13 protein-coding genes and 3 pseudogenes are annotated in these 19,141 nt (G+C 71.0%); 8 read left to right on the forward strand and 8 right to left on the reverse strand.

All coding sequences use genetic code 11. The features are described from left to right. Nucleotides 1–87 precede the first annotated feature (87 nt). From LIX60_RS14280 to LIX60_RS14305, 6 genes and pseudogenes are all read right to left on the reverse strand, one after another. Nucleotides 88–975: pseudogene (locus tag LIX60_RS14280) on the reverse strand (CpaF family protein); the annotation flags it as partial. Beyond that, a pseudogene (gene ssd, locus LIX60_RS14285) lies at nucleotides 972–1,571 on the reverse strand (septum site-determining protein Ssd); the annotation flags it as partial. The pseudogenes LIX60_RS14280 and ssd, both read right to left, overlap by 4 nt. Nucleotides 1,572–1,662: 91 nt before the next feature. Then, entirely contained in the window at nucleotides 1,663–3,699 is a 2,037-nt protein-coding gene (gene xerC, locus LIX60_RS14290; RefSeq protein ID WP_227958746.1) for a tyrosine recombinase XerC, read from the reverse strand. A 369-nt stretch (nucleotides 3,700–4,068) separates the two neighbouring features. Then, nucleotides 4,069–4,416, reverse strand: coding sequence for a helix-turn-helix transcriptional regulator (locus tag LIX60_RS14295; protein WP_227958747.1), 348 nt, complete (start codon nucleotides 4,414–4,416; stop codon nucleotides 4,069–4,071). 1 nt (nucleotide 4,417) lies between these two features. Then, nucleotides 4,418–5,521, reverse strand: coding sequence for a tyrosine-type recombinase/integrase (locus LIX60_RS14300; RefSeq protein ID WP_374117977.1), 1,104 nt, complete (start codon nucleotides 5,519–5,521; stop codon nucleotides 4,418–4,420). 119 nt (nucleotides 5,522–5,640) lie between these two features. Continuing rightward, nucleotides 5,641–6,240, reverse strand: a pseudogene (locus LIX60_RS14305) (septum formation initiator); the annotation flags it as partial. Nucleotides 6,241–6,689: 449 nt separating this feature from the next. Here LIX60_RS14305 and LIX60_RS14310 point away from each other — a divergent pair. Further along, the gene (locus tag LIX60_RS14310) at nucleotides 6,690–7,544 is read left to right on the forward strand and encodes an HAD family phosphatase (RefSeq protein WP_227958748.1); all 855 of its coding nucleotides are present in this window, start codon (nucleotides 6,690–6,692) and stop codon (nucleotides 7,542–7,544) included. 394 nt (nucleotides 7,545–7,938) lie between these two features. Here the strand turns inward: LIX60_RS14310 and LIX60_RS14315 are convergent, their stop codons facing one another. Next, nucleotides 7,939–8,760, reverse strand: coding sequence for an oxidoreductase (locus tag LIX60_RS14315; protein ID WP_227958749.1), 822 nt, complete (start codon nucleotides 8,758–8,760; stop codon nucleotides 7,939–7,941). Nucleotides 8,761–8,861: 101 nt separating this feature from the next. On the opposite strand from LIX60_RS14315, the gene LIX60_RS14320 reads away from it, so the two are divergent. Continuing rightward, nucleotides 8,862–9,848, forward strand: a complete 987-nt coding sequence (locus LIX60_RS14320; protein ID WP_227958750.1) for an ATP-binding protein — start codon at nucleotides 8,862–8,864, stop codon at nucleotides 9,846–9,848. Here LIX60_RS14320 and LIX60_RS14325 read toward each other — a convergent pair. Then, nucleotides 9,829–11,145, reverse strand: a complete 1,317-nt coding sequence (locus tag LIX60_RS14325; RefSeq protein WP_227958751.1) for a hypothetical protein — start codon at nucleotides 11,143–11,145, stop codon at nucleotides 9,829–9,831. The two genes, LIX60_RS14320 and LIX60_RS14325, sit on opposite strands and share 20 nt — an antisense overlap. Before the next feature lie 231 nt (nucleotides 11,146–11,376). On the opposite strand from LIX60_RS14325, the gene LIX60_RS14330 reads away from it, so the two are divergent. The 6 genes from LIX60_RS14330 (at nucleotide 11,377) to LIX60_RS14355 (ending at nucleotide 19,110) form a co-directional block, all read left to right on the forward strand. Further along, nucleotides 11,377–13,650, forward strand: a complete 2,274-nt coding sequence (locus LIX60_RS14330) for a SulP family inorganic anion transporter (RefSeq protein WP_227958752.1) — start codon at nucleotides 11,377–11,379, stop codon at nucleotides 13,648–13,650. Nucleotides 13,651–13,740: 90 nt separating this feature from the next. Next, nucleotides 13,741–15,708 (forward strand): acetate--CoA ligase, encoded by a 1,968-nt coding sequence (gene acs / locus LIX60_RS14335; protein WP_227958753.1) that lies wholly within the window; start codon nucleotides 13,741–13,743, stop codon nucleotides 15,706–15,708. 211 nt (nucleotides 15,709–15,919) lie between these two features. Further along, nucleotides 15,920–17,311 (forward strand): Na+/H+ antiporter NhaA, encoded by a 1,392-nt coding sequence (gene nhaA, locus LIX60_RS14340; RefSeq protein ID WP_374117858.1) that lies wholly within the window; start codon nucleotides 15,920–15,922, stop codon nucleotides 17,309–17,311. Between the two features lie 66 nt (nucleotides 17,312–17,377). Next, complete coding sequence (locus LIX60_RS14345) at nucleotides 17,378–17,818, forward strand: phage holin family protein (RefSeq protein WP_227958754.1); 441 nt, start codon at nucleotides 17,378–17,380, stop codon at nucleotides 17,816–17,818. A 25-nt stretch (nucleotides 17,819–17,843) separates the two neighbouring features. Further along, nucleotides 17,844–18,770: an alpha/beta fold hydrolase gene (locus LIX60_RS14350; protein ID WP_227958755.1), complete on the forward strand. Its 927-nt coding sequence runs from the start codon at nucleotides 17,844–17,846 to the stop codon at nucleotides 18,768–18,770. A gap of 121 nt (nucleotides 18,771–18,891) precedes the next feature. Continuing rightward, complete coding sequence (locus LIX60_RS14355) at nucleotides 18,892–19,110, forward strand: hypothetical protein (RefSeq protein ID WP_078649557.1); 219 nt, start codon at nucleotides 18,892–18,894, stop codon at nucleotides 19,108–19,110. The last annotated feature ends 31 nt before the right edge of the window (nucleotides 19,111–19,141 follow it).

The raw sequence follows: 19,141 nt of genomic DNA on the forward strand, positions 1-19,141 counted from the left end.
CCCCTGAGACATCAACAATCACTTGAACCTAACAACCACCCAGGGCGTACCACTGAGACAGAGAGACATCTATAAACTCTTGTCCTAACCGGTGCCCTCCTGATTCGGCGGCCGGGTCTCCAGGCGGACCACATGCGGATGTCCGGGGCGCAGTTCCGCCGAGTCCTCGGCGAGCACGATGCGCTCGGCGGGATCCACCAGGCTCAGCAGGCTGGAGAGCAGGGTGGTCTTCCCCACTCCGGCGCCCCCGCTGACCAGAAAGGACAGCCGGGCCTCCAGCAGTGCTCGCAGCAGCCGTTCGCCACCGGGCGGCACCGTTCCCGCGGCGACCAGCCCCGTCAGGCCGAAGGCCCGGGGGCGGACCACCCGCAGCGACAGACAGGTGGAGCCGACGGCCACCGGGGGCAGCACCGCGTGGAGCCGGGTTCCGCCGGGAAGCCGGGCGTCCACCCAGGGCCGCGCGTCGTCCAGCCGGCGCCCGGCCACGGCGGCCAGCCGCTGGGCCAGTGCCCGCACCGCCGCGGCGTCGGGGAAACCCACATCCGTCAGTTCCAGCCCGCGGCCGCGGTCGACCCACACCCGGTCGGGCGCCGTGACCAGGACATCGGTGACCGCGGGATCGGCCAGCAGCGGTTCCAGGGGGCCGGCCCCCACCAGCTCCGAGCGCAGCGCCGTCACCACGGCGAGCACCCCCGCGTCACCGAGCAGCCGGCCCTCGGCCCGCAGCGCGGCGGCCACTCGCGCCGGTGTCGGCTCGGCCCCCGCCTCGGCGAGGCGCAACCGGACCGCGTCGACCAGGGCCGGCGGTACCGGCTGCCGCTGCCACGAGTTCCCCGCCGCTTCCGGTCCCGGGGCAGGCGCCCGGCAGGCGCGCCCGGAACCCTGTGGCGGTCCCAGGCCGCGTCCTCCGGGTTCCCCGGGTTCCCTGGCCCAACTGGGCGGCGCGGGCCTGCGGTTCGTCTCCGTACCGTTCATGCGGCGGCACCCCCGCCACCCGGCAGGGCCCGGTCCCAGAAGGCCGAGCAGAACCGGGCCAGCGGTCCGCGGGTGTTGTCGCCCGGGACGGACTCGCCCGGCGCCTCCGCGGGGAGTCCCGGCTCCGGAGGGATCTCCCCCGCCAGCGGGAGCCCGAGCAGCGCGGCGATCTCCTCGTCCTCCAGCCCCGCGCCGCAGGGCCCGCGTACCACGACCCGGAGATCCGGGAGGACGGTGCGGACGGCCGACGCCACCCGGTGCGCCGCGGCGACCGAACGCAGCCCGGCCGGTACCACCAGCAGCCCCAGATCGAGCTGGGCCAGTGCCTCGGCGACCGTCTCGTCCAGCCGCCGGGGCAGGTCGACGACCACGGCACCGCCCCGCCGCCGCGCGGCGGAGAGCACGGAACGCATGGCCTCGGGCGGGACGGCCGCCGTGTCGCCCCGGTCCCAGCTGAGCAGGCGAAGGGAGCGCAGCCGCGGAAGCGACTCCTCCAGCGCGCCGGCGGCCACCCGGCCGCGCGACTGGGCGAACGCCGGCCAGCGCAGCCCCTCGACGCTCTCCCCGCCGAGCAGCACGTCCAGCCCGCCACCGAGCGAAACGGGCGGGTTCCAGGAATCCTGAGCGGGTTTCGTCGAGAACCCGTAGCTATGTCCGGGGTTTTGAGCCTAGTGGCATGTAGGTTCGTCAGGGAGCGATCGGGTCTGGGCGGATGTCGGCCGGGTGTGCGGTGGCGACATAGTTCACCGCGGTGGTCTCGGCCAGGCCGAAGAGCCTCATCAGGTGGACGGGGTCTGCGGTCGCGTGGGCCTCGTCGAGGATCCGATCCTGGCGGAGGGCGCTGGCGGAAATGCCGACCCGGCGGAAGGTGGCTTGCAGCGGATACTTGGTGATCTCCGGGTTGCCGTCAGAGGCCGCGGTGACGCGGCTGATCAGCAAGTGTGGGTTGGTAGTTCGGGGCCAGAGGCGGCTGCGCTCGATCACCCAGTCCGTGGCCAGACCGAGTGTGAGCTCGTCGAGGAACACGATGTGATCACTGCGGCCGGGCCTGATCACCCGAAGTTGACCGCTGGCTCGGTCCAGGCCGCGCAATTGCAGTCTGCGCAGGTTGGCCGGGGTGAGCGCGTGGATAGCCACCAGCGCGAGGATGAGCCGGCCGCGGGTTTCAGGGACCTTGTCCAGCAGGCCGCGGAGCCGGTCGGAGGGGAGCGGGGCAGGCAGGCGGGGGCTGACGTGCAGGCGGATACCTCGCGCCGGATCGCGGAAGATCAGCCGTTCACGTCGCAGGGCCCGGAACAGCGAGCGGAGGGCGACGTGCCGGGCTCGACGCTCGACGGGGTCGGTGTCGTCGGTGATGGCGTCTTCGACGTGCGTTTTAGTGATCGCCCGGAGGTCGGTGAGCCCGTCGGCGTCCCACTGCTTCAGCACCGCGACGGCGTCGCGAACGTAGCGCCGGGCGGTGGCCGGTGCGACGGGCAGGCTGGGCTTGGTGGCCTGCCCGACCAGGACGTCGATCCAGGTGTTCACGGCCCTCGCGAACGCGTCGGGCAGTCCGTCAGCCACCGCCCGGGCTCCCGCCAGGTCGGCGTTCACCGACTCGTCCTCGTCCAGCAAGTCCCGACGACGTAGGTAGTCGATCACGCGAGCGCACTGATGATTGGAGCCCAGGGAGGCGAGCGAGCGGATGTCCGCCTCGCGGATCGGGACATCGGCGCCGAGGTAGGCCATGAGGATCCTCAGCACCCGGATGCTGCTGCCGACCTGCTCGCGCTGCCAGCCGCGGTCAGGGAGGTGGTGGCGCCCGAAGTCATCCAGCACGGCCGCCGCCGCGGCGGTCATCGCGGGCAGTTCGGCCTCGTCCAGCCGGCTCCAGTCGCGCGCCGGCCCGTCGAATAGTGCTTGCTGCCCGGGGGCGGCCAGGTGTGGAGAGAGCGGGCGGGCGGCGCGGGCAGCGGCCTTGGCCTGACGGCGGAGGGCCGCGTATCGGCCCTTGCTGGGTGCGGATCCGTCGGGGCCGTAGTCGGTTCGCATCGTGGGAGTGAACGGGCCACCGAACCAGAGCTGGTCTCCGCCGACCAGCGCGGCCTGGTGCAGGTCGACCTCGGTCTCGGCCAGGACGAGGGTGCAGAACCGGCAGAGGCTCTTGCTCAGTGGCAGGACTCGCCTGCAGCGTGAACACGGCGCCGGGTCAGGGTGCTTGATGCGCCAGTCCGTGCATGGAATGCAGACTTTCCACCGGTCGTTTGCCCAGGCCAGACAGTGCTCGCAGCTGCCGCGTGTGTGGTGAGATTGAGGAACAAGTCGCGGGCGGCGCCGGTCCAGCAGCCCGGCCCGGGCCAGGGCCTCGGCGATCGTGGGGGCCATCTGCGGCAAGTCGGTCAGCGTCTCGGGCCGCACCAGATCCTCGCCCGGTTCCCGTGCGGCCAGCGCCAGCAGGCCCAAACTGCGGACCAGTGCTCGCCAGCGATCACCAACACCGCGCTCGGCAGCCATGGCGTCCAGAACATCAAACAGTTCGGACCGACCGGGTAATTCGCGTCCCTGCAGGTGGGAAGCATGGCTCAGCAGCAGCGTCCGGGGTGGGGAGGCGAACAGGACGAGCTGTCCACTGAGCTGCAGCGGACACACCTCCAGCCCCTGCCGAACCTCACCCTCCTCCGCGCCGGAGCCGTGCTCGTCCTCGAGCCGGGGCAGGCGACGGGCCTTCGAGCTCGACTTCCCCACCCGGTTCCCTTTGCGGAAAGGCTGGAACCGCGGGAACTGCACTCCCGCCAGGAAGAATGCCAGCTGCCTCGGCCGACCCTTCGGGAGAGCCTCGCCGCGGACCTCCGCATGCATCCACTCGTCGTCCTCGCCGAGGCGAACGGCCAGGATGCAGGGTGAACATGTGCCCTCTGCATTGACAGCGGTCGGCCATCCGCAGCGGCGACAAAACGCCATCCGCCGTTCCCCGCTCCCGGACTGGGCAGCGAGCCAGTGGCGGTTGCAGGGCGGACACATCCCACTGACGCCATTGACGGCGCCCCAGCTGGCGCAGAGGGAACAGCTTCCTGTCCGACGACGCGGCGGCATGCCCCGGCCCTCCTGGGCGTCTCAGTTCGGCGGCAGGCCGCGGCGGCGGCCGCCGGTGGCTGGCCTGGGCACCGGCCGTGCTGACCCGGCAGAGGGACGGCCACTGTCTCCGACCGCCCGCTGTTGTGGGCCGTGCTCGGACTCGGGCAACTCGACCGGCTCAGCCTCCATGAGGTCGGCGACCGTGCACTGCAGCGCAGTGCAGATCTTGTCCAGGTCATCGAGCCTGATGGTGATCGGCTTGTTCGACCACAGTGCGGCCACCTTGCTCAGCGACGGGGTGAACCCCACCTCAGCAAAGGCCGCCTGCAACTGGACCGGCCTCCAGATGTCGCGCCGGGCCGCAGCCCAGCGCAGGTTCCACTTCACTTCATGCCTCCCCACTCAGTCGGCGAACAGCGCGCCGGGACGACTCCAGGCTCCTCCGCTCGGGATCTCCCTTGGCGGTCGCCAGATATCCAACCGTGGTGCTTGGCCACTCATGTCCGAGCAGCACCTGAACGTCCCACAAAGGCATCCCTGCCTCGTAGTTGTGAGTCGCGCACGCATGCCGCAGGAGATGCGGGAATAGCTCGGTGACCGGGCCCTTCAGGTGCTTGCGCGAGGCGGCCTTGAGCGCCCTTCGGAAGGTGTCCGCGCCCACCGCCGGGGCAATCGGCATGTTCAGAGCCTCGATGGCCTCCGGCAGCCGCTCGGAGGGGAACAGCGGCGCCTGCGGGTCGTTCACCTCGTCGCCGAACTCGCCGCGGATGTCCTCGATGTACCACCACAGCAGATCGCGTCCTTCCTGGAACATGAACGCCTCGCGTTCGCGCGGCCCCGAACCGCGGGCGCCCTTGCCCTGGACGACGAACCGTCCCCACTGGCCCAACTCCCAGTGAAGATCACACATGCGGACGCAACAGAGCTCCGAGGCCCGCACTCCGGACAGATAGGTGACCTTGGCCATCACGTAGTTGCGGACGGCCACCAAGTACTTCCGCTCGGCCGGAAGCGCGGCCCGCCAGTCGGCGAAGAACTCCTTCGTCGCCCGCGCAGACGGTGGGACCCTCAGCCCGAAGTCACCCCGGTGCTTGGGGCGGTTGAACGAGTCCACTGGCGACTCGACCGCGGCCCCGAACCGCATCATGATCTCGCCGGCGTATCGCTGCTCCAGGAACGCGAAATAGTTGTCGATCTTCGTGATCTTCGAGCGCATCGTCGAGTGACGACCCGGCTTGCCCGGTCCCGCGAAGTAGCGGTCCACATCTCGCGAGGTCAGACGCCATGGCACGACCTCGTAGAACGCGCAAACCTCCAGCACTGGTTGGACGAGGTTCTGCAACGTCCGCGGCGACAGTCCCGCGACGTCCCTCGCCCAGCAGTACTCGGCGAGGGTGTCCTGGTACAGATCCCGCTCGGCGTCCGGCGACGACGACTCGCTCGCCCGCCGCTGGAACGTACGCACATCGGCGAGCCCAGCCCCACGCTCCAACGTGCCTGTGCCGCCCTCACCTGCGATCAGCGAGAAGCGGCGAGTCCCGAAATCTGTCACGAGCTGCGAAGTTACGCGGCTAACTCCAGGAATCTGCCAGCAATCGTGGAAACCTCACACGATCGGGTGAAGCTACCCCACAAGCCCTCGACCAGGATGAACAGCAGAGACACACTGCGGGACCCCCCACAGGAACCCGTCGGATCTCCACTTGGATCACCGTCCACGAGCATGGTGCGCCGGCCGTCGCGTGCCGCCGTGACGGCGAGCGCGCAGGCCAGGGTGGAGGCCCCGGCGCCGCCCCGCCCTCCGATCACGCCGACGGCGAGCGCCGGTGCGGTGGTGCCCTCCAGGGCGTCGGCGATCCGGTCCACCAGCCAGGCCTCGCAGCCGGGGAGGGGAACGACGTGGTCGGCGCCGACGCCGACGGCCCGCTGCCAGATGCCGTGGTCCCCCGGGTCCCGGCTGATCAGCAGGACCCCGGCCCGCCGCACGGCGTTGCGCAGCCGGGGCACGGCGTCGTCGCCGACGATCACCATCGGGGCGCGCTCCCAGCTGCCGCGCTCCGGGACGCCGTGGCAGACCTCTGGCTCGGCACCCGCCGCGGCGCACAACCGCAGGAGCTCGTCCAGGAGTTCCGTGTCCTCCGTGACCACCAGGGGTGGCCCCGCTCCTGTTACGGCGCTTTCCAGCCGATCGGAAGTGTTCAGTCCGTTCATGGCGGATCCCCTCTCGCTTCAGCACTCTCACTGCGCGAACCTCGCGGGAATCAGCGTGCGGCGATCCGGGAAATCCCGTGGATCTTGGTCTAAATCTGTGGACAACTCGGCAGTTGTGAATATCCGGACCACCTATACCGGTGACTTCCATCCGCAGCGTGACGATTACGCTCTGTAACAATAGAGGGTAGGGGGAAGCGGTCCGGCAGAGAACCGGACGGAGCGCCGAGCGAAGGGCGGGAGGACGGCAAAACGCGTCCGGACATGCGACGACCCCCGCCGGGGGGGAGAGCGGGGGTCGTCCCCACGGCCGACTCGGGGGGGGGAGGAGTCGGGCCGGGTTAGCACGGTCGCGAACGATCCGTGACTTCCATGGTGTACCCGAGGGCCTTCTCAGGCAAACCCACACGCCTCAGCTTACGCCGAATGGAGGGCCTTATGCTCGACCCGTGGAAAACCCCTCCTTGCCGCGCACAGCCGCCTTCTTCGACCTCGACAAGACAGTGATTGCCAAGTCGAGCGCACTGGCCTTCAGCAAGTCCTTCTACCAGGGCGGCCTCATCAACCGCAGGGCCGTCCTGCGCACCGCTTATGCCCAGTTCGTCTATCTTCTCGGCGGGGCCGACCACGACCAGACGGAGCGGATGCGGGAGTACCTCTCCGCGCTCTGCCGCGGCTGGAACGTGCAGCAGGTGCGGGAGATCGTCGCCGAGACCCTGCACGACCTGATCGACCCGATCATCTACGACGAGGCGGCCTCGCTGATCGAACGCCACCACACCGCGGGCCACGACGTCGTGATCGTCAGCACCTCGGGCGCCGAGGTGGTCGAGCCGATCAGCCGGCTCCTCGGCGCGGACCGGGCGGTCGCCACACGGATGGTCGTCGAGGACGGCTGCTACACCGGCGAGGTGGAGTACTACGCCTATGGGCCCGCGAAGGCCGAGGCCATCGCCCGCCTCGCCGAGAGCGAGGGGTACGACCTGACCCGCTGCTACGCCTACAGCGACTCGATCACCGACATACCCATGCTGGAGGCGGTCGGCCATCCCCACGCCGTCAACCCCGACCGCGGGCTGCGCCGCGAGGCCGTCGCCAGGGGCTGGCCCGTTCTCTCCTTCGACCGGCCGGTCCGGCTGAAGCAGCGCGCGCCGTCGCTCTCCCTCCCCGCCTGGGGACCGGCCTGGACGTCCCCGAGCCGCCCCCTGGTCGTCGGCGCGGTCGCCGTGACGGCGGCGGCAGCGGCCGCCGGACTCGTCTGGTACGCCGGCCGGCGCCGTGCGGCCGTCTGCCCGCCGGCATGAGAACCGGGCAAAGAATCCCGGCCCGGGCTTCCACTTACCGGCCTGGAGGAGTACAAAGGAATTACCGGCCCGTGAGACCGGGGAGACCTTTCCAAGAGGTCTTCCGCAATTGTCCACGGCCCCACGGACCGAAGCACGGAAGCCGGGCACCCACGCGACGCCGACCCGTCGATTACGGGCCAGTCGCACAGGTCACGGGCTCAGACCCGACCTGATGCGCATCTCGTGCACGCACTGGTAACCCGGCGGACGTGCCAGCGGCGGTACCGCGAGGTACCGCCGCATTAATGCCCGCCCGGAGTCGTGGGAAATACTGTTCGCATCCCCTCCGCAGCGGCTGCCGGAAATGCACCCGCCGCATTCCGGATCCGGATCGGCCCGGCCTCTTCCCCGGTCAGGCCGCACCCCGCTGGAGAGCCTCGCAGACCGCCGTGCTCTCCCGGGCCCCCAGTTCGACCGCCCGTCCGCAGTGCGCGATCCAGGCCGCCACCCCCTCGGGCGTACCGGAGGCATAGCCCGCCAGCGCCTCGGTGTACGCGGCGGATCCCAGCTCCGCGTGCCCGACCTCGGACGGGCACACCGCCTTGGGGTCCAGCCCGCTGCCGATGAGCACGATCCGCTCGGCGGTCCGCGCCACCAGCCCGTTGTACGAGCCGAACGGGCGGAGGGTGAGCAGTTCGCCGTGCACGACCGCCGCCGTGACCAGGGCCGGCGCGCCGCCCCCGGCCAGCAGCAGTCCGGCGAGCCCGTCCAGCCGTCCCGCCATCTCGTCCGCCTCCGGCAGCGGCAGTGTCACCAGCGGCTCGTCGACGGCCTCGCCCGCCAGCCGCGGCCGGCCCACCGAGTCCTCCGGCGCCGCGCCCGAGGCGGCCACCAGATGGAGCCGGGCCAGCACGCGCAGCGGCGACTGCCGCCACACGCCCAGCAGCTGCCCCGCCTCCGCGGTCAGCCGCAGGGCCGCGCCCACCACCCGGGGCTCCCCCTCGGCGCTGAAGTCCGTGCGCCTGCGGACCTCTTCCAGAGCCCAGTCGGCACCGGCCAGCGCCGCGGAAGCGCGGGCGCCGCGCAGGGCGGCCTCGGAGGTGATCTCGGTGCTCCGGCGGCGCATCACCCGGTGGCCGTAGACCCGGTCCACGGCCTTCCGTACGGAGTCCACGGAGTCGGCCACGCCCGGGAGGGCGCCGAGAGCGGCGAGCGGATCGGCATTCGTACGCATGGGAACGACCCTACGCACTCGGAGGTCGGCGCTCCCGATGGAGTGGTGTTGTTCACTGGCGTCCCTCACTCCGCGCTTCCGGTCCACTACGCTTGTTGAACATGAAGATCGCTTTCGTTGGGAAGGGCGGCAGCGGCAAGACGACGCTGTCCTCGCTCTTCATCCGCCGGCTCGCCGCCGCCCGGATCCCGGTGCTCGCCGTGGACGCCGACATCAACCAGCACCTGGGGACCGCCCTCGGCCTCGGCGACGAGGAGGCGGCCGCGCTGCCGGCCATGGGTGCCCGGCTGTCGCTGATCAAGGACTGGCTGCGGGGCACCAACCCGCGGATCGGCTCGGCCGAGACCATGATCAAGACCACCCCGCCGGGCACGGGCTCACGGCTGCTCCGGCTGTCCGAGGACAACCCCGTCTTCGCCGCCTGCGTCCGGCCGGTCCCGCTGGACGAGGGCGAGGCCGGGCTGATGGTCACCGGCCCGTTCACCGAGGCCGACCTGGGCGTGGCCTGCTACCACTCGAAGACCGGGGCGGTCGAACTCTGCCTCAACCACCTGGTCGACGGCCGGCAGGAGTACGTGGTCGTCGACATGACGGCCGGCTCGGACTCCTTCGCCTCCGGGATGTTCACCCGCTTCGACATGACGTTCCTGGTGGCCGAGCCGACCCGCAAGGGCATCGCCGTCTACCGCCAGTACAAGGAGTACGCGCGCGACTTCGGCGTCGCGCTGCGCGTGGTCGGCAACAAGGTGCAGGGCCCCGAGGACCTGGCCTTCCTCCGCGAGGAGACCGGGGACGACCTGCTGACCGCCTTCGGCCACTCGGACTGGGTCCGCGCCATGGAGAAGGGCCGCCCGCCCCGCTTCGACCTGCTGGAGGAGCCCAACCGCGAGGCGCTGCGGACCCTGCACGAGGCCGCGGACGGTTCGTACGAGCGCCGGGACTGGCGGCGTTACACCCGCCAGATGGTCCACTTCCATCTGCGGAACGCGGAGAGCTGGGGCAACACGCGGACGGGCACCGATCTGGCGGCCCAGGTGGACCCCGGTTTCGTCCTGGACGAGCGGGCGGTCAGTCCGCAGCCTGCCTGATCCGGGCCGGGATGCCCGCCGGCCGGGCCGGGCCCCCCGGTTCCGCGGGGCGCCGGGGCTCCGCGGAACCGGCGGGCCCGGCGGGCGGTCCGCCGAGAAAGGCCTTCCAGCCCTCCTCCGGCCGCTCCCCGACCCCCAGCGTGCGCAGCTTCGCCAGCACCCCGGGGTCCTGGACGTCCAGCCAGTCCGCCAGTTGCTTGAAGGTCACGCAGTGGACGTCCTTCTGCGGGCAGATCTCCTTGATGGCCTCTTCGACGGCACGCATATAGGCGCCCCCATTCCAGGACTCGAAGTGGTTGCCGATGAAGAAGGGCGCCCGGTTGCCCTCGTGGGCCCGCCGGAATCCCTGGAGGAGCCCGTCGCGCATCTGGCGGCTCCAGAGGGCGTGCTGCGCGGGGTCGCCCCGGACCGTGCCCGACTGGTTGGCGAGGAAGTTGTAGTCCATCGAGAGCGTTTCGAATCCGCGTCCCGGCATGGGGATCTGCTGGAGCGGGAAGTCCCAGAGGCCGCCCTTCTTCGACGGCCAGACCTGCAGGCCCCCGGGCGAACTGGCGTCGTAGCGGAAGCCCTCGGCCTTCGCCGCCGGCAACAGGCTCCGCTGCCCCTCCAGGCAGGGGGCGCGGCCGCCGACGAGTTCCCGGTCGTAGTCGAAGGGCAGTGGCGGCGCGCCGTCGAGACCCGCGTGCGTCTTCCAGCTCTTGACCAGGGCCTCGGCCTGCCGGATCTCGTGGCGCCACTCGTCCGTCGTCCAGGTCCCGACGCCGCCGTCCGGGCCGCAGAAGTGCCCGTTGAAGTGGGTGCCGATCTCGTTGCCCTCCTGCCAGGCCCCGCGCAACTGCTCCAGGGTGGCCTTGATCCCCCCGATGTCGTTGAAGCCGATGTCCGAGGAGCCGGGGGCGTGCCGCGGCGGCTTGTAGACCTCGCGCCGGGCGTGCGGAAGGACGTAGACACCGCTCAGGAAGTACGTCATCTTCGCGTCGTACTCCCGGCCGATCCGGCGGAAGTGGGAGAAGAGCTTCTGACCGTCCTCGCCGGCCCCGTCCCAGGAGAAGACCACGAACTGGGGCGGGCGGTGGCCGGCCTCCAGCCGCTTCGGGACGGGCTGGTTCGGCTGGCGGCCGGTGAAGGCCGTCGATCCGTCACCGATCAGCCTGACCGGGCCCGAGACCGCCCCGTGCTCCGCGGATCCCTGCCGCGCGTCGTCCGCTTCCCGCTCCCCGGTGGCGGAACAGCCGGTGACCGCCAGCGCCAGAACGGTGGCGACGGTCCCTGTGGTCACTCTCCGCGGGGCGGCCATCGGCCCACCTTCTTTCCTCCGCCTCGTGCGCTGCCGACACAGCGCGGACCAAGGTCGCATGGGAGGAAGAGCGGTTCATATCGACAAGCCGATAAACATACATATTCACCCTATTGAGTCAATCAACCAGCACTTTGTCCCGGATCACCCTCCACGGTCTTTACTCTGCATTACGGTTCGTTTACCAAGAGTTGGCATACCGCGTATGGCAGAGCCCAGGAGGCCGTCCCCGTGTCCCCCTGCACCCCGCCCCGGTCCGGCGATCTCGCCGCTTCCGTAACCGTCTTCCTGATCGCCGTTCCGATGTCCCTCGGTCTCGCCGTGGCCATGGGCGCCCCGCTGCAGGCGGGCCTGATCGCCACCGCTGTCGGCGGCATCCTCGGCGGGCTGCTCGGCGGGGCTCCCCTCCAGGTCACCGGCGCCTCCACCGGGCTGACCGTCGTCACCGCCGAGTTGATCCAGGTCTACGGCTGGCCGGCCACCTGCGGCATCACCGTCCTCGCAGGTCTGCTGCAGCTCGCCCTCGGCTGGCTCCGGGTGGCCCGCGCGGCGCTCGCCGTCAGCCCCGCCATCGTGCACGGCACCCTCGCCGGCATCGGCGTCACCATCGCGCTCGGACAGCTGCACGTGGTCTTCGGAGGTGAGCCGCACAGCACGGTCTTCGGCAATCTCCGCGCCCTCCCCGGCGAACTGGCCGGGGCCCCGCCCGCCGCGCTCGCCGTCGGGGCGCTGACCGTGGCCGTCCTCATCGGCTGGCCGCGGCTGCCGGGCCACGCGGGCAGGGCGCTGCGCCGCCTCCCCGCCGCCCTGGCCTCGGTCGCCGTCGCCACGCTCGTGACGGTCGTGGCCGCTCCGGAGCTGGACCGCGTCGATCTGCCCACCTGGCGGGCCCACATCCTGCCGGAGGCACCGGACGGCGCACTGCTGGGACTGCTGGCCGCGGTGCTCACCGTCGCGCTCGTCGGCGCCCTGGAGTCACTGCTCTCCGCGGTCGCCGTCGACCGGCTGGCCCGCGACCGCCCCGCGGGTGCCGTGCCGCCCCAGGCCGACCTGGACCGCGAACTGCGCGGACAGGGGACGGCCAACACCGTCTCCGGCCTGCTGGGCGGGCTGCCGGTCTCCGGCGGCGCGATGCGGGGCTCGGCCAACGTCCGCGCCGGAGCCGCCGGCCGCTGGTCCACCGTGCTGCACGGGGTCTGGGTGCTGCTCGCCGCAGGGCTTCTGGCCTCGGTGCTGGAGCAGATCCCGCTGGCGGCCCTCGGCGCGCTGGTGGCCGTGGTGGGCGTGCAGATGGTGAGCTACGCCCACATCCGCAACGTCCACCGGCACCGCGAGTTCCCCGTCTACGCGGCGACGATCGCGGGGGTGGTGCTGGCCGGCGTGCTGGAAGGGGTCCTGCTGGGGATCGCCGCCGCCCTGGCCGTGTCCCTGCACCGGCTGGCCCGGACCCGTATCTCCGTGGCCGAGGCCCGCGGCGTCCACCGGGTCCGCGCGCACGGCCAGTTGACGTTCCTGGCGGTGCCGCGGCTGAGCCGCGCCCTGGGCCGGGTGCCGCCCGGGGCCACCGCGCTCGTCGAACTGGACGGCTCCTTCATGGACCACGCGGCCTACGAAACCCTGCAGCACTGGCGCGAGACACATGTCGCGCGGGGCGGACGGGTCGCCGTGACGGGGCGGGCCGGGCAGGACATCTGCGAGCCCTCCTCGGGGCACGGCTGCAGGCCCTGGACCCCGTGGCGCAACCACCAGTGCGTTCAGGGACCGGCCGGGGAGGCGGTGCCCCGCGGGGAGAGGCGCCCGACGGCCGGCAGCGTCCAGCTCACGGGCGGGCTCCGGGCCTTCCAGCGCAACACCGCACCCCTGGTCCGGGAGGAGCTGGCCCGTCTGGCGAGGGAGGGCCAGCGGCCGTCCCAGCTCTTCCTGACCTGCGCCGACTCCCGGCTCGTCACCAGCATGATCACGTCCAGCGGGCCCGGCGACCTCTTCACCGTCCGCAACGTCGGCAACTTCGTGCCGCCACCGGGAGCGGACTCCGCCGACGACTCCGTCGCGGCGGCCATCCAGTACGCGGTCGACGTCCTGGGGGTGAGCAGTATCACGGTCTGCGGTCACTCGGGATGCGGCGCCATGCAGGCGCTGCTGGAGTCACCACCGGGCGGCTTCGCCACCCCGCTGGGCCGCTGGCTGCGCCACGGGATCCCCAGCCTGGAACGGCTGCGCGGCGGGGAGCCGGAACCAATGATCTCTGGCAGGCGCGCCGGGGACTCAGTTGAGCGGCTCTGTATCACAAATGTGATCCAGCAGCTGGAGCATCTGTCGGCGCATCCCTCGGTTGCCCGGCGGGTGACCGAGGGCACCCTCACGCTGCACGGAATGTACTTCCATGTGGCGGAAGCACAGGCCTACTTGCTCATCAACCAGGGCAAAACCTTCACACCCGTACAGCCGGAGGCCTGGTCCACCGGAGCCGGCGAGTCGGCGGAATCTCCACCTCTGCAGGTCTAGACCTCTTGTAGCAAGCTCTTGTCAGGTCCGGCAGTGGCCTGATGTGCTATCGCCGGGACCACAGCGGACACCCAGGGAATGGGAGTAGTCGTGAGCAATGAAAGCCTGGCCAACCTGCTGAAAGAAGAGCGGCGGTTCGAACCGCCGGCCGACCTGGCAGCGGCCGCCAATGTCACCGCCGAGGCGTACGAACAAGCCAAGGCTGACCGGCTGGGCTTCTGGGCCGAGCAGGCCCGTCGGCTGACCTGGGCGACCGAGCCGACCCAGACCCTCGACTGGAGCAACCCGCCGTTCGCGAAGTGGTTCGCCGACGGCAAGCTCAACGTCGCCTACAACTGCGTGGACCGCCACGTGGAAGCGGGCAACGGCGACCGCGTCGCCATCCACTTCGAGGGCGAGCCCGGTGACACCCGCGCCATCACCTACGCCGAGCTGCAGCGCGAGATCTCCAAGGCCGCCAACGCGCTCACCGAGCTCGGCGTCCAGGCCGGCGACCGGGTCGCGATCTACCTGCCGATGATTCCGGAGGCGGTCTTCGCGATGCTGGCCTGCGCCCGCATCGGCGCCCCGCACTCCCTCGTCTTCGGCGGCTTCTCCGCGGACGCCCTGGCCACCCGTATCGAGGACGCCGACGCCCGGGTGATCATCACCTCCGACGGCGGCTACCGCCGCGGCAAGCCCTCCGCCCTCAAGCCGGCCGTCGACGAGGCCCTGACCCGCCCCGGCACGGAGAACGTCCGCAACGTTCTCGTCGTCCGGCGCACCGGTGAGGACACCGCCTGGACCGACGGCCGCGACGTGTGGTGGCACGAGCTGGTGGACCGCCAGTCCGACCAGCACACCCCCGAGGCCTTCGACGCCGAGCACCCGCTGTTCATCCTCTACACCTCGGGTACGACGGGTAAGCCGAAGGGCATCCTGCACACCACTGGCGGCTACCTCACCCAGGTCGCCTACACCCACCGGGCCGTCTTCGACCTCAAGCCGGAGACGGACGTCTACTGGTGCACGGCCGACGTCGGCTGGGTGACGGGCCACTCGTACATCGTCTACGGCCCGCTGGCCAACGGCGCGACCGAGGTCATCTACGAGGGCACTCCGGACACCCCGCACCAGGGCCGCTGGTGGGAGATCGTCCAGAAGTACGGCGTCACGCTCCTCTACACCGCGCCCACCGCGATCCGTGCCTGCATGAAGTGGGGTGACGACATCCCGGCCAAGTTCGACCTGTCGTCGCTGCGCATCCTCGGCTCCGTGGGTGAGCCCATCAACCCCGAGGCCTGGATCTGGTACCGCAAGCACATCGGCGGCGACCGCACCCCGGTCGTGGACACCTGGTGGCAGACCGAGACCGGCGCCATCATGATCAGCCCGCTCCCGGGTGTCACGGCCACCAAGCCGGGATCGGCCCAGATCCCGCTGCCGGGCATCTCCGCGACCGTCGTCGACGACGAGGCCAAGGAGGTCCCGAACGGCGGTGGCGGTTACCTCGTCCTGACCGAGCCGTGGCCGTCGATGCTCCGCACGATCTGGGGTGACGACCAGCGCTACCTCGACACCTACTGGTCCCGCTTCGAGAATCGTTACTTCGCGGGCGACGGCGCCAAGAAGGACGACGACGGCGACATCTGGCTGCTCGGCCGGGTCGACGACGTCATGCTGGTCTCCGGCCACAACATCTCGACCACCGAGGTGGAGTCGGCGCTCGTCTCGCACCCCAAGGTGGCCGAGGCCGCCGTGGTCGGCGCCACGGACCCGCAGACCACGCAGGCCATCGTCGCCTTCGTCATCGTGCGCGGCAACGTGGACAGCGAGGAGGAGGGACTGGTCGAGGAGCTCCGCGCCCATGTCGCCAAGCACCTCGGTCCGATCGCCAAGCCCAAGCGCATCCTGCCGGTCGCGGAGCTGCCCAAGACCCGCTCCGGCAAGATCATGCGGCGGCTGCTGCGCGACGTGGCGGAGAACCGCGCCCTCGGTGACGTCACGACCCTCACCGACTCCTCGGTGATGGACCTCATCCAGACCCGGCTGCCCGGCGCCGCCTCCAGCGAGGACTGACCACCGGGCACCACCCCTGACCGGCCGAGAGCCGGGAGACGCCGCCGACCAGGACGGTTTCTCCCGGCTCTCCCGGGTAGGGTGAAGAACACAGCAGTCGTTCGATAGTCCTCAAGGTGCGCCGGGAAGTCTGGTCGGCAACCGCCGAGTCGTGCCCGGAAAGCGCGGCTCCGGCTGGTCTCCATGTCACCGACCGGAGGGTTCCTTTTCCGTGGCCACGCCCCAGCACCCCAAGTTCCTCGGCCGCATGTCGCTCCCGGAGCGCAACTTCGTCGCCGACGCGCTGCGGACCGAAACCGTCGGCGGTGTGCTGCTGCTCGCGGCCGCGATCGTCGCCCTGGTCATGGCGAACACCCCGCTGAGCGACTTCTACCAGAGCGTGCGGGACTTCACCGTCGGCCCCGAGTCCCTCCACCTGGACCTCTCGATCGGCGACTGGGCCAAGGACGGCCTCCTCACCATCTTCTTCTTCGTGGCCGGCATCGAGCTCAAGCGGGAGCTGGTCGCCGGTGAGCTGCGCGATCCCAGAGCGGCGGCCCTGCCCGTCGTCGCGGCGCTCTGCGGCATGATCGTCCCCGCGCTCGTCTACCTCGCCACCACGTCCGGCCTGGGCGGCAGCCTCGACGGCTGGGCGGTGCCCACCGCCACCGACATCGCCTTCGCCCTCGCCGTCCTCGCCGTGCTCGGCACCTCGCTCCCCGCCTCGATGCGGGCCTTCCTGCTGACCCTGGCGGTCGTCGACGACCTCGGCGCGATCCTCATCATCGCCCTCTTCTTCACCACCGACATCAGCCTCCCCGCCCTGGGACTCTCCCTGGCCGGGCTGGCCCTCTTCTGGTTCCTGCACCGCAAGGGCGTCCGCGGCTGGTACGTCTACGTCCCGCTGGCCGCGGTGATCTGGGCGCTGATGCACGCCAGCGGCGTGCACGCCACCGTCGCCGGTGTCGCGATGGGCCTGCTGCTGCGCTGCACGGTCCGCGAGAACGAGAGCCACTCCCCCGCCGAGCACATCGAGCATCTGGTCCGCCCGCTCTCCGCCGGCGTCGCCGTGCCGCTGTTCGCGCTCTTCGCGGCGGGCGTCTCGGTCTCCGGCGGGGCTCTCGGTGACGTCTTCACCAAGCCCGAGCCGCTCGGCGTCGTCCTCGGCCTCTTCCTCGGCAAGGTCATCGGCATCTTCGGAGGCTCCTGGCTGGCCGTCCGCTTCACCCGGGCCGAACTCAACGACGAGCTGGCCTGGGCGGACATCTTCGCGGTCTCCTCGCTCGCGGGCATCGGCTTCACCGTCTCCCTCCTCATCGGCGAGCTGGCGTTCACCGAGGACCCCGCCCTCGCGGACGAGGTGAAGGCCGCGGTCCTCATCGGCTCCCTGATCTCCGCCGTCGCCGCGGGCATCCTCCTCAAGCTCCGCAACAACAAGTACAAGCGGCTCTACTACGAGGAGAACCTGGACGAGGACGAGTCCGGCATCCCGGACATCTACGAGCGGCACGACCCCGCGTACCACCTCCGGATGGCGGCGATCCACGAAAAAAAAGCCGCCGAGCATCGGAAGCAGGCGGAACTCGCCGCCGCGGAACGCGCGGCCGGCGATGATCCGGCATGATCGGGGGCAACCGACCGGTAGATCCCGCCAGGGAGTGCCAGCAGACCGGAATTGAGGGATGAAGCGATGAGCCCAGTCGAACAGGACGGCGACCGCAGCCTCGGACAGCTGATGGCCACGGCGACCACCGAACTGTCCGCGCTCGTGCACGACGAGATCGCGCTGGCCAAGGCCGAGCTGCGGCAGGACGCGAAGCGGGCGGGCATCGGCGGCTTCGCCATCACCACCGCCGGAGTCCTGGCCCTGTTCTCCCTGCCCGTGCTGAGCTTCGCCGCCGCGTACGGCATCCACAACCTGGGGCTCGGACTGGCCTGGTCCTTCCTCATCGTGGGCAGCGCCTATCTGCTGCTGGCCGCGATCCTGGGCCTCTTCGCCGTCGCCAAGTTCAAGAAGGTGAAGAAGCCGGAGAAGAGCATGGCCTCCGCCCGGGAGACGGCGGCCGTGCTCGGCAACGCCAAACCCCACCCCCGCACCCGGGCGGCCGTGCCCGCCGAACCGGCGCCGTAGCGGGAGTGTGTGGCACGCTCTCCGCATGACCTCGCCCGAGACCCCCGCCACGGCCGTCAGGATCGGCGGTCCCTGGACCCACCGGGACGTCGCCGCCAACGGCGCCCGCTTCCACATCGCCGAGGCCGGCGACGGGCCGCTGGTCCTGCTGCTCCACGGCTTCCCGGAGTTCTGGTGGGCCTGGCGGCACCAGCTGACCGCCCTCGCCGACGCGGGCTTCCGGGCCGTCGCCATGGACCTGCGCGGCGTCGGCGGCAGTGACCGCACCCCGCGCGGTTACGACCCGGCCAACCTCGCCCTCGACGTCACCGGGGTGATCCGCTCCCTCGGCGAACCGGACGCCGCCCTCGTCGGCCACGGCATCGGCGGCTATCTGGCCTGGACCGCAGCGGCGATGCGCCCCAAGCTGGTGCGCCGGCTCGCGGTCACCTCCATGCCGCATCCGCGCCGCTGGCGCTCCGCGATGCTCACGGACGTCCGGCAGACCCGGGCCGGTTCGTATGTCTGGGGCTTCCAGCGCCCCTGGGTTCCCGAGCGGCAACTCCTCGCCGACGACGCCGCGCTGGTGGGCCGGCTGATACGGGAGTGGTCCGGCCCGCGGCTGCCGGAGGACGAGACGGTGGACGCCTACCGCCGGGCCATGTCGATCCCCTCGACCGCACACTGCTCGATCGAGCCGTACCGGTGGCTGGTGCGTTCGATGGCCCGCCCCGACGGCATCCAGTTCAACCGCCGGATGAAGCGCCCGGTCCGGGTCCCGACCCTGCATCTGCACGGCTCACTCGACCCGGTGATGCGGACGCGGAGCGCCGCCGGTTCCGGCGAGTACGTCGAAGCGCCGTACCGCTGGCGGCTGTTCGACGGCCTCGGCCACTTCCCGCACGAGGAGGACCCGGCGGCCTTCTCCCACGAGCTGATCAGCTGGCTCAAGGACACGGAACCGGACCGGTAGGCCCGGCAGCCGCCACCGGCCGGGCCGCGGCCGAGCGGGGACCGGCCACTTGCCCGGCGCATAGGCCAACTGGCCGAGTCCCGGGCGGTTACCGACCACCGGTCCCGGGAAAGCCCCCGGTATGGGTTGGACGCACGACTACCGTGACGTATCTCGTGATCACCGCGCCGCCATCGTGCGGAACACCCCCCAGGGGGTGGTCTCCCCCGGATCCTCCGGAAAACGGGCCCAAAACCCGTCCGTGGCCTTCCACCTGGAGCCTCCGGGTCTCGGTATCCCGCACATCCTCCGCCGCCGCGCCCGCTGGGTGTCGGCGCGCCTGCGCCATCCGCGCGACTGATCGCCGACCGCTGACGGCCGGCCGCCGGACC

Origin of the sequence: Streptomyces sp. S07_1.15 (assembly GCF_020739505.1) — a bacterium.
GTDB lineage: Bacteria > Actinomycetota > Actinomycetes > Streptomycetales > Streptomycetaceae > Streptomyces > Streptomyces xinghaiensis.

Coding starts and splice junctions, on each gene's coding strand:
- LIX60_RS14325 (WP_227958751.1), bottom strand. CDS start 11,145: ATGGCCGCCCCGCGGAGAGTGACCACAGGGACCGTCGCCACCGTTCTG.
- LIX60_RS14315 (WP_227958749.1), bottom strand. CDS start 8,760: ATGCGTACGAATGCCGATCCGCTCGCCGCTCTCGGCGCCCTCCCGGGC.
- LIX60_RS14345 (WP_227958754.1), top strand. CDS start 17,378: ATGAGCCCAGTCGAACAGGACGGCGACCGCAGCCTCGGACAGCTGATG.
- LIX60_RS14320 (WP_227958750.1), top strand. CDS start 8,862: ATGAAGATCGCTTTCGTTGGGAAGGGCGGCAGCGGCAAGACGACGCTG.
- LIX60_RS14355 (WP_078649557.1), top strand. CDS start 18,892: ATGGGTTGGACGCACGACTACCGTGACGTATCTCGTGATCACCGCGCC.
- LIX60_RS14350 (WP_227958755.1), top strand. CDS start 17,844: ATGACCTCGCCCGAGACCCCCGCCACGGCCGTCAGGATCGGCGGTCCC.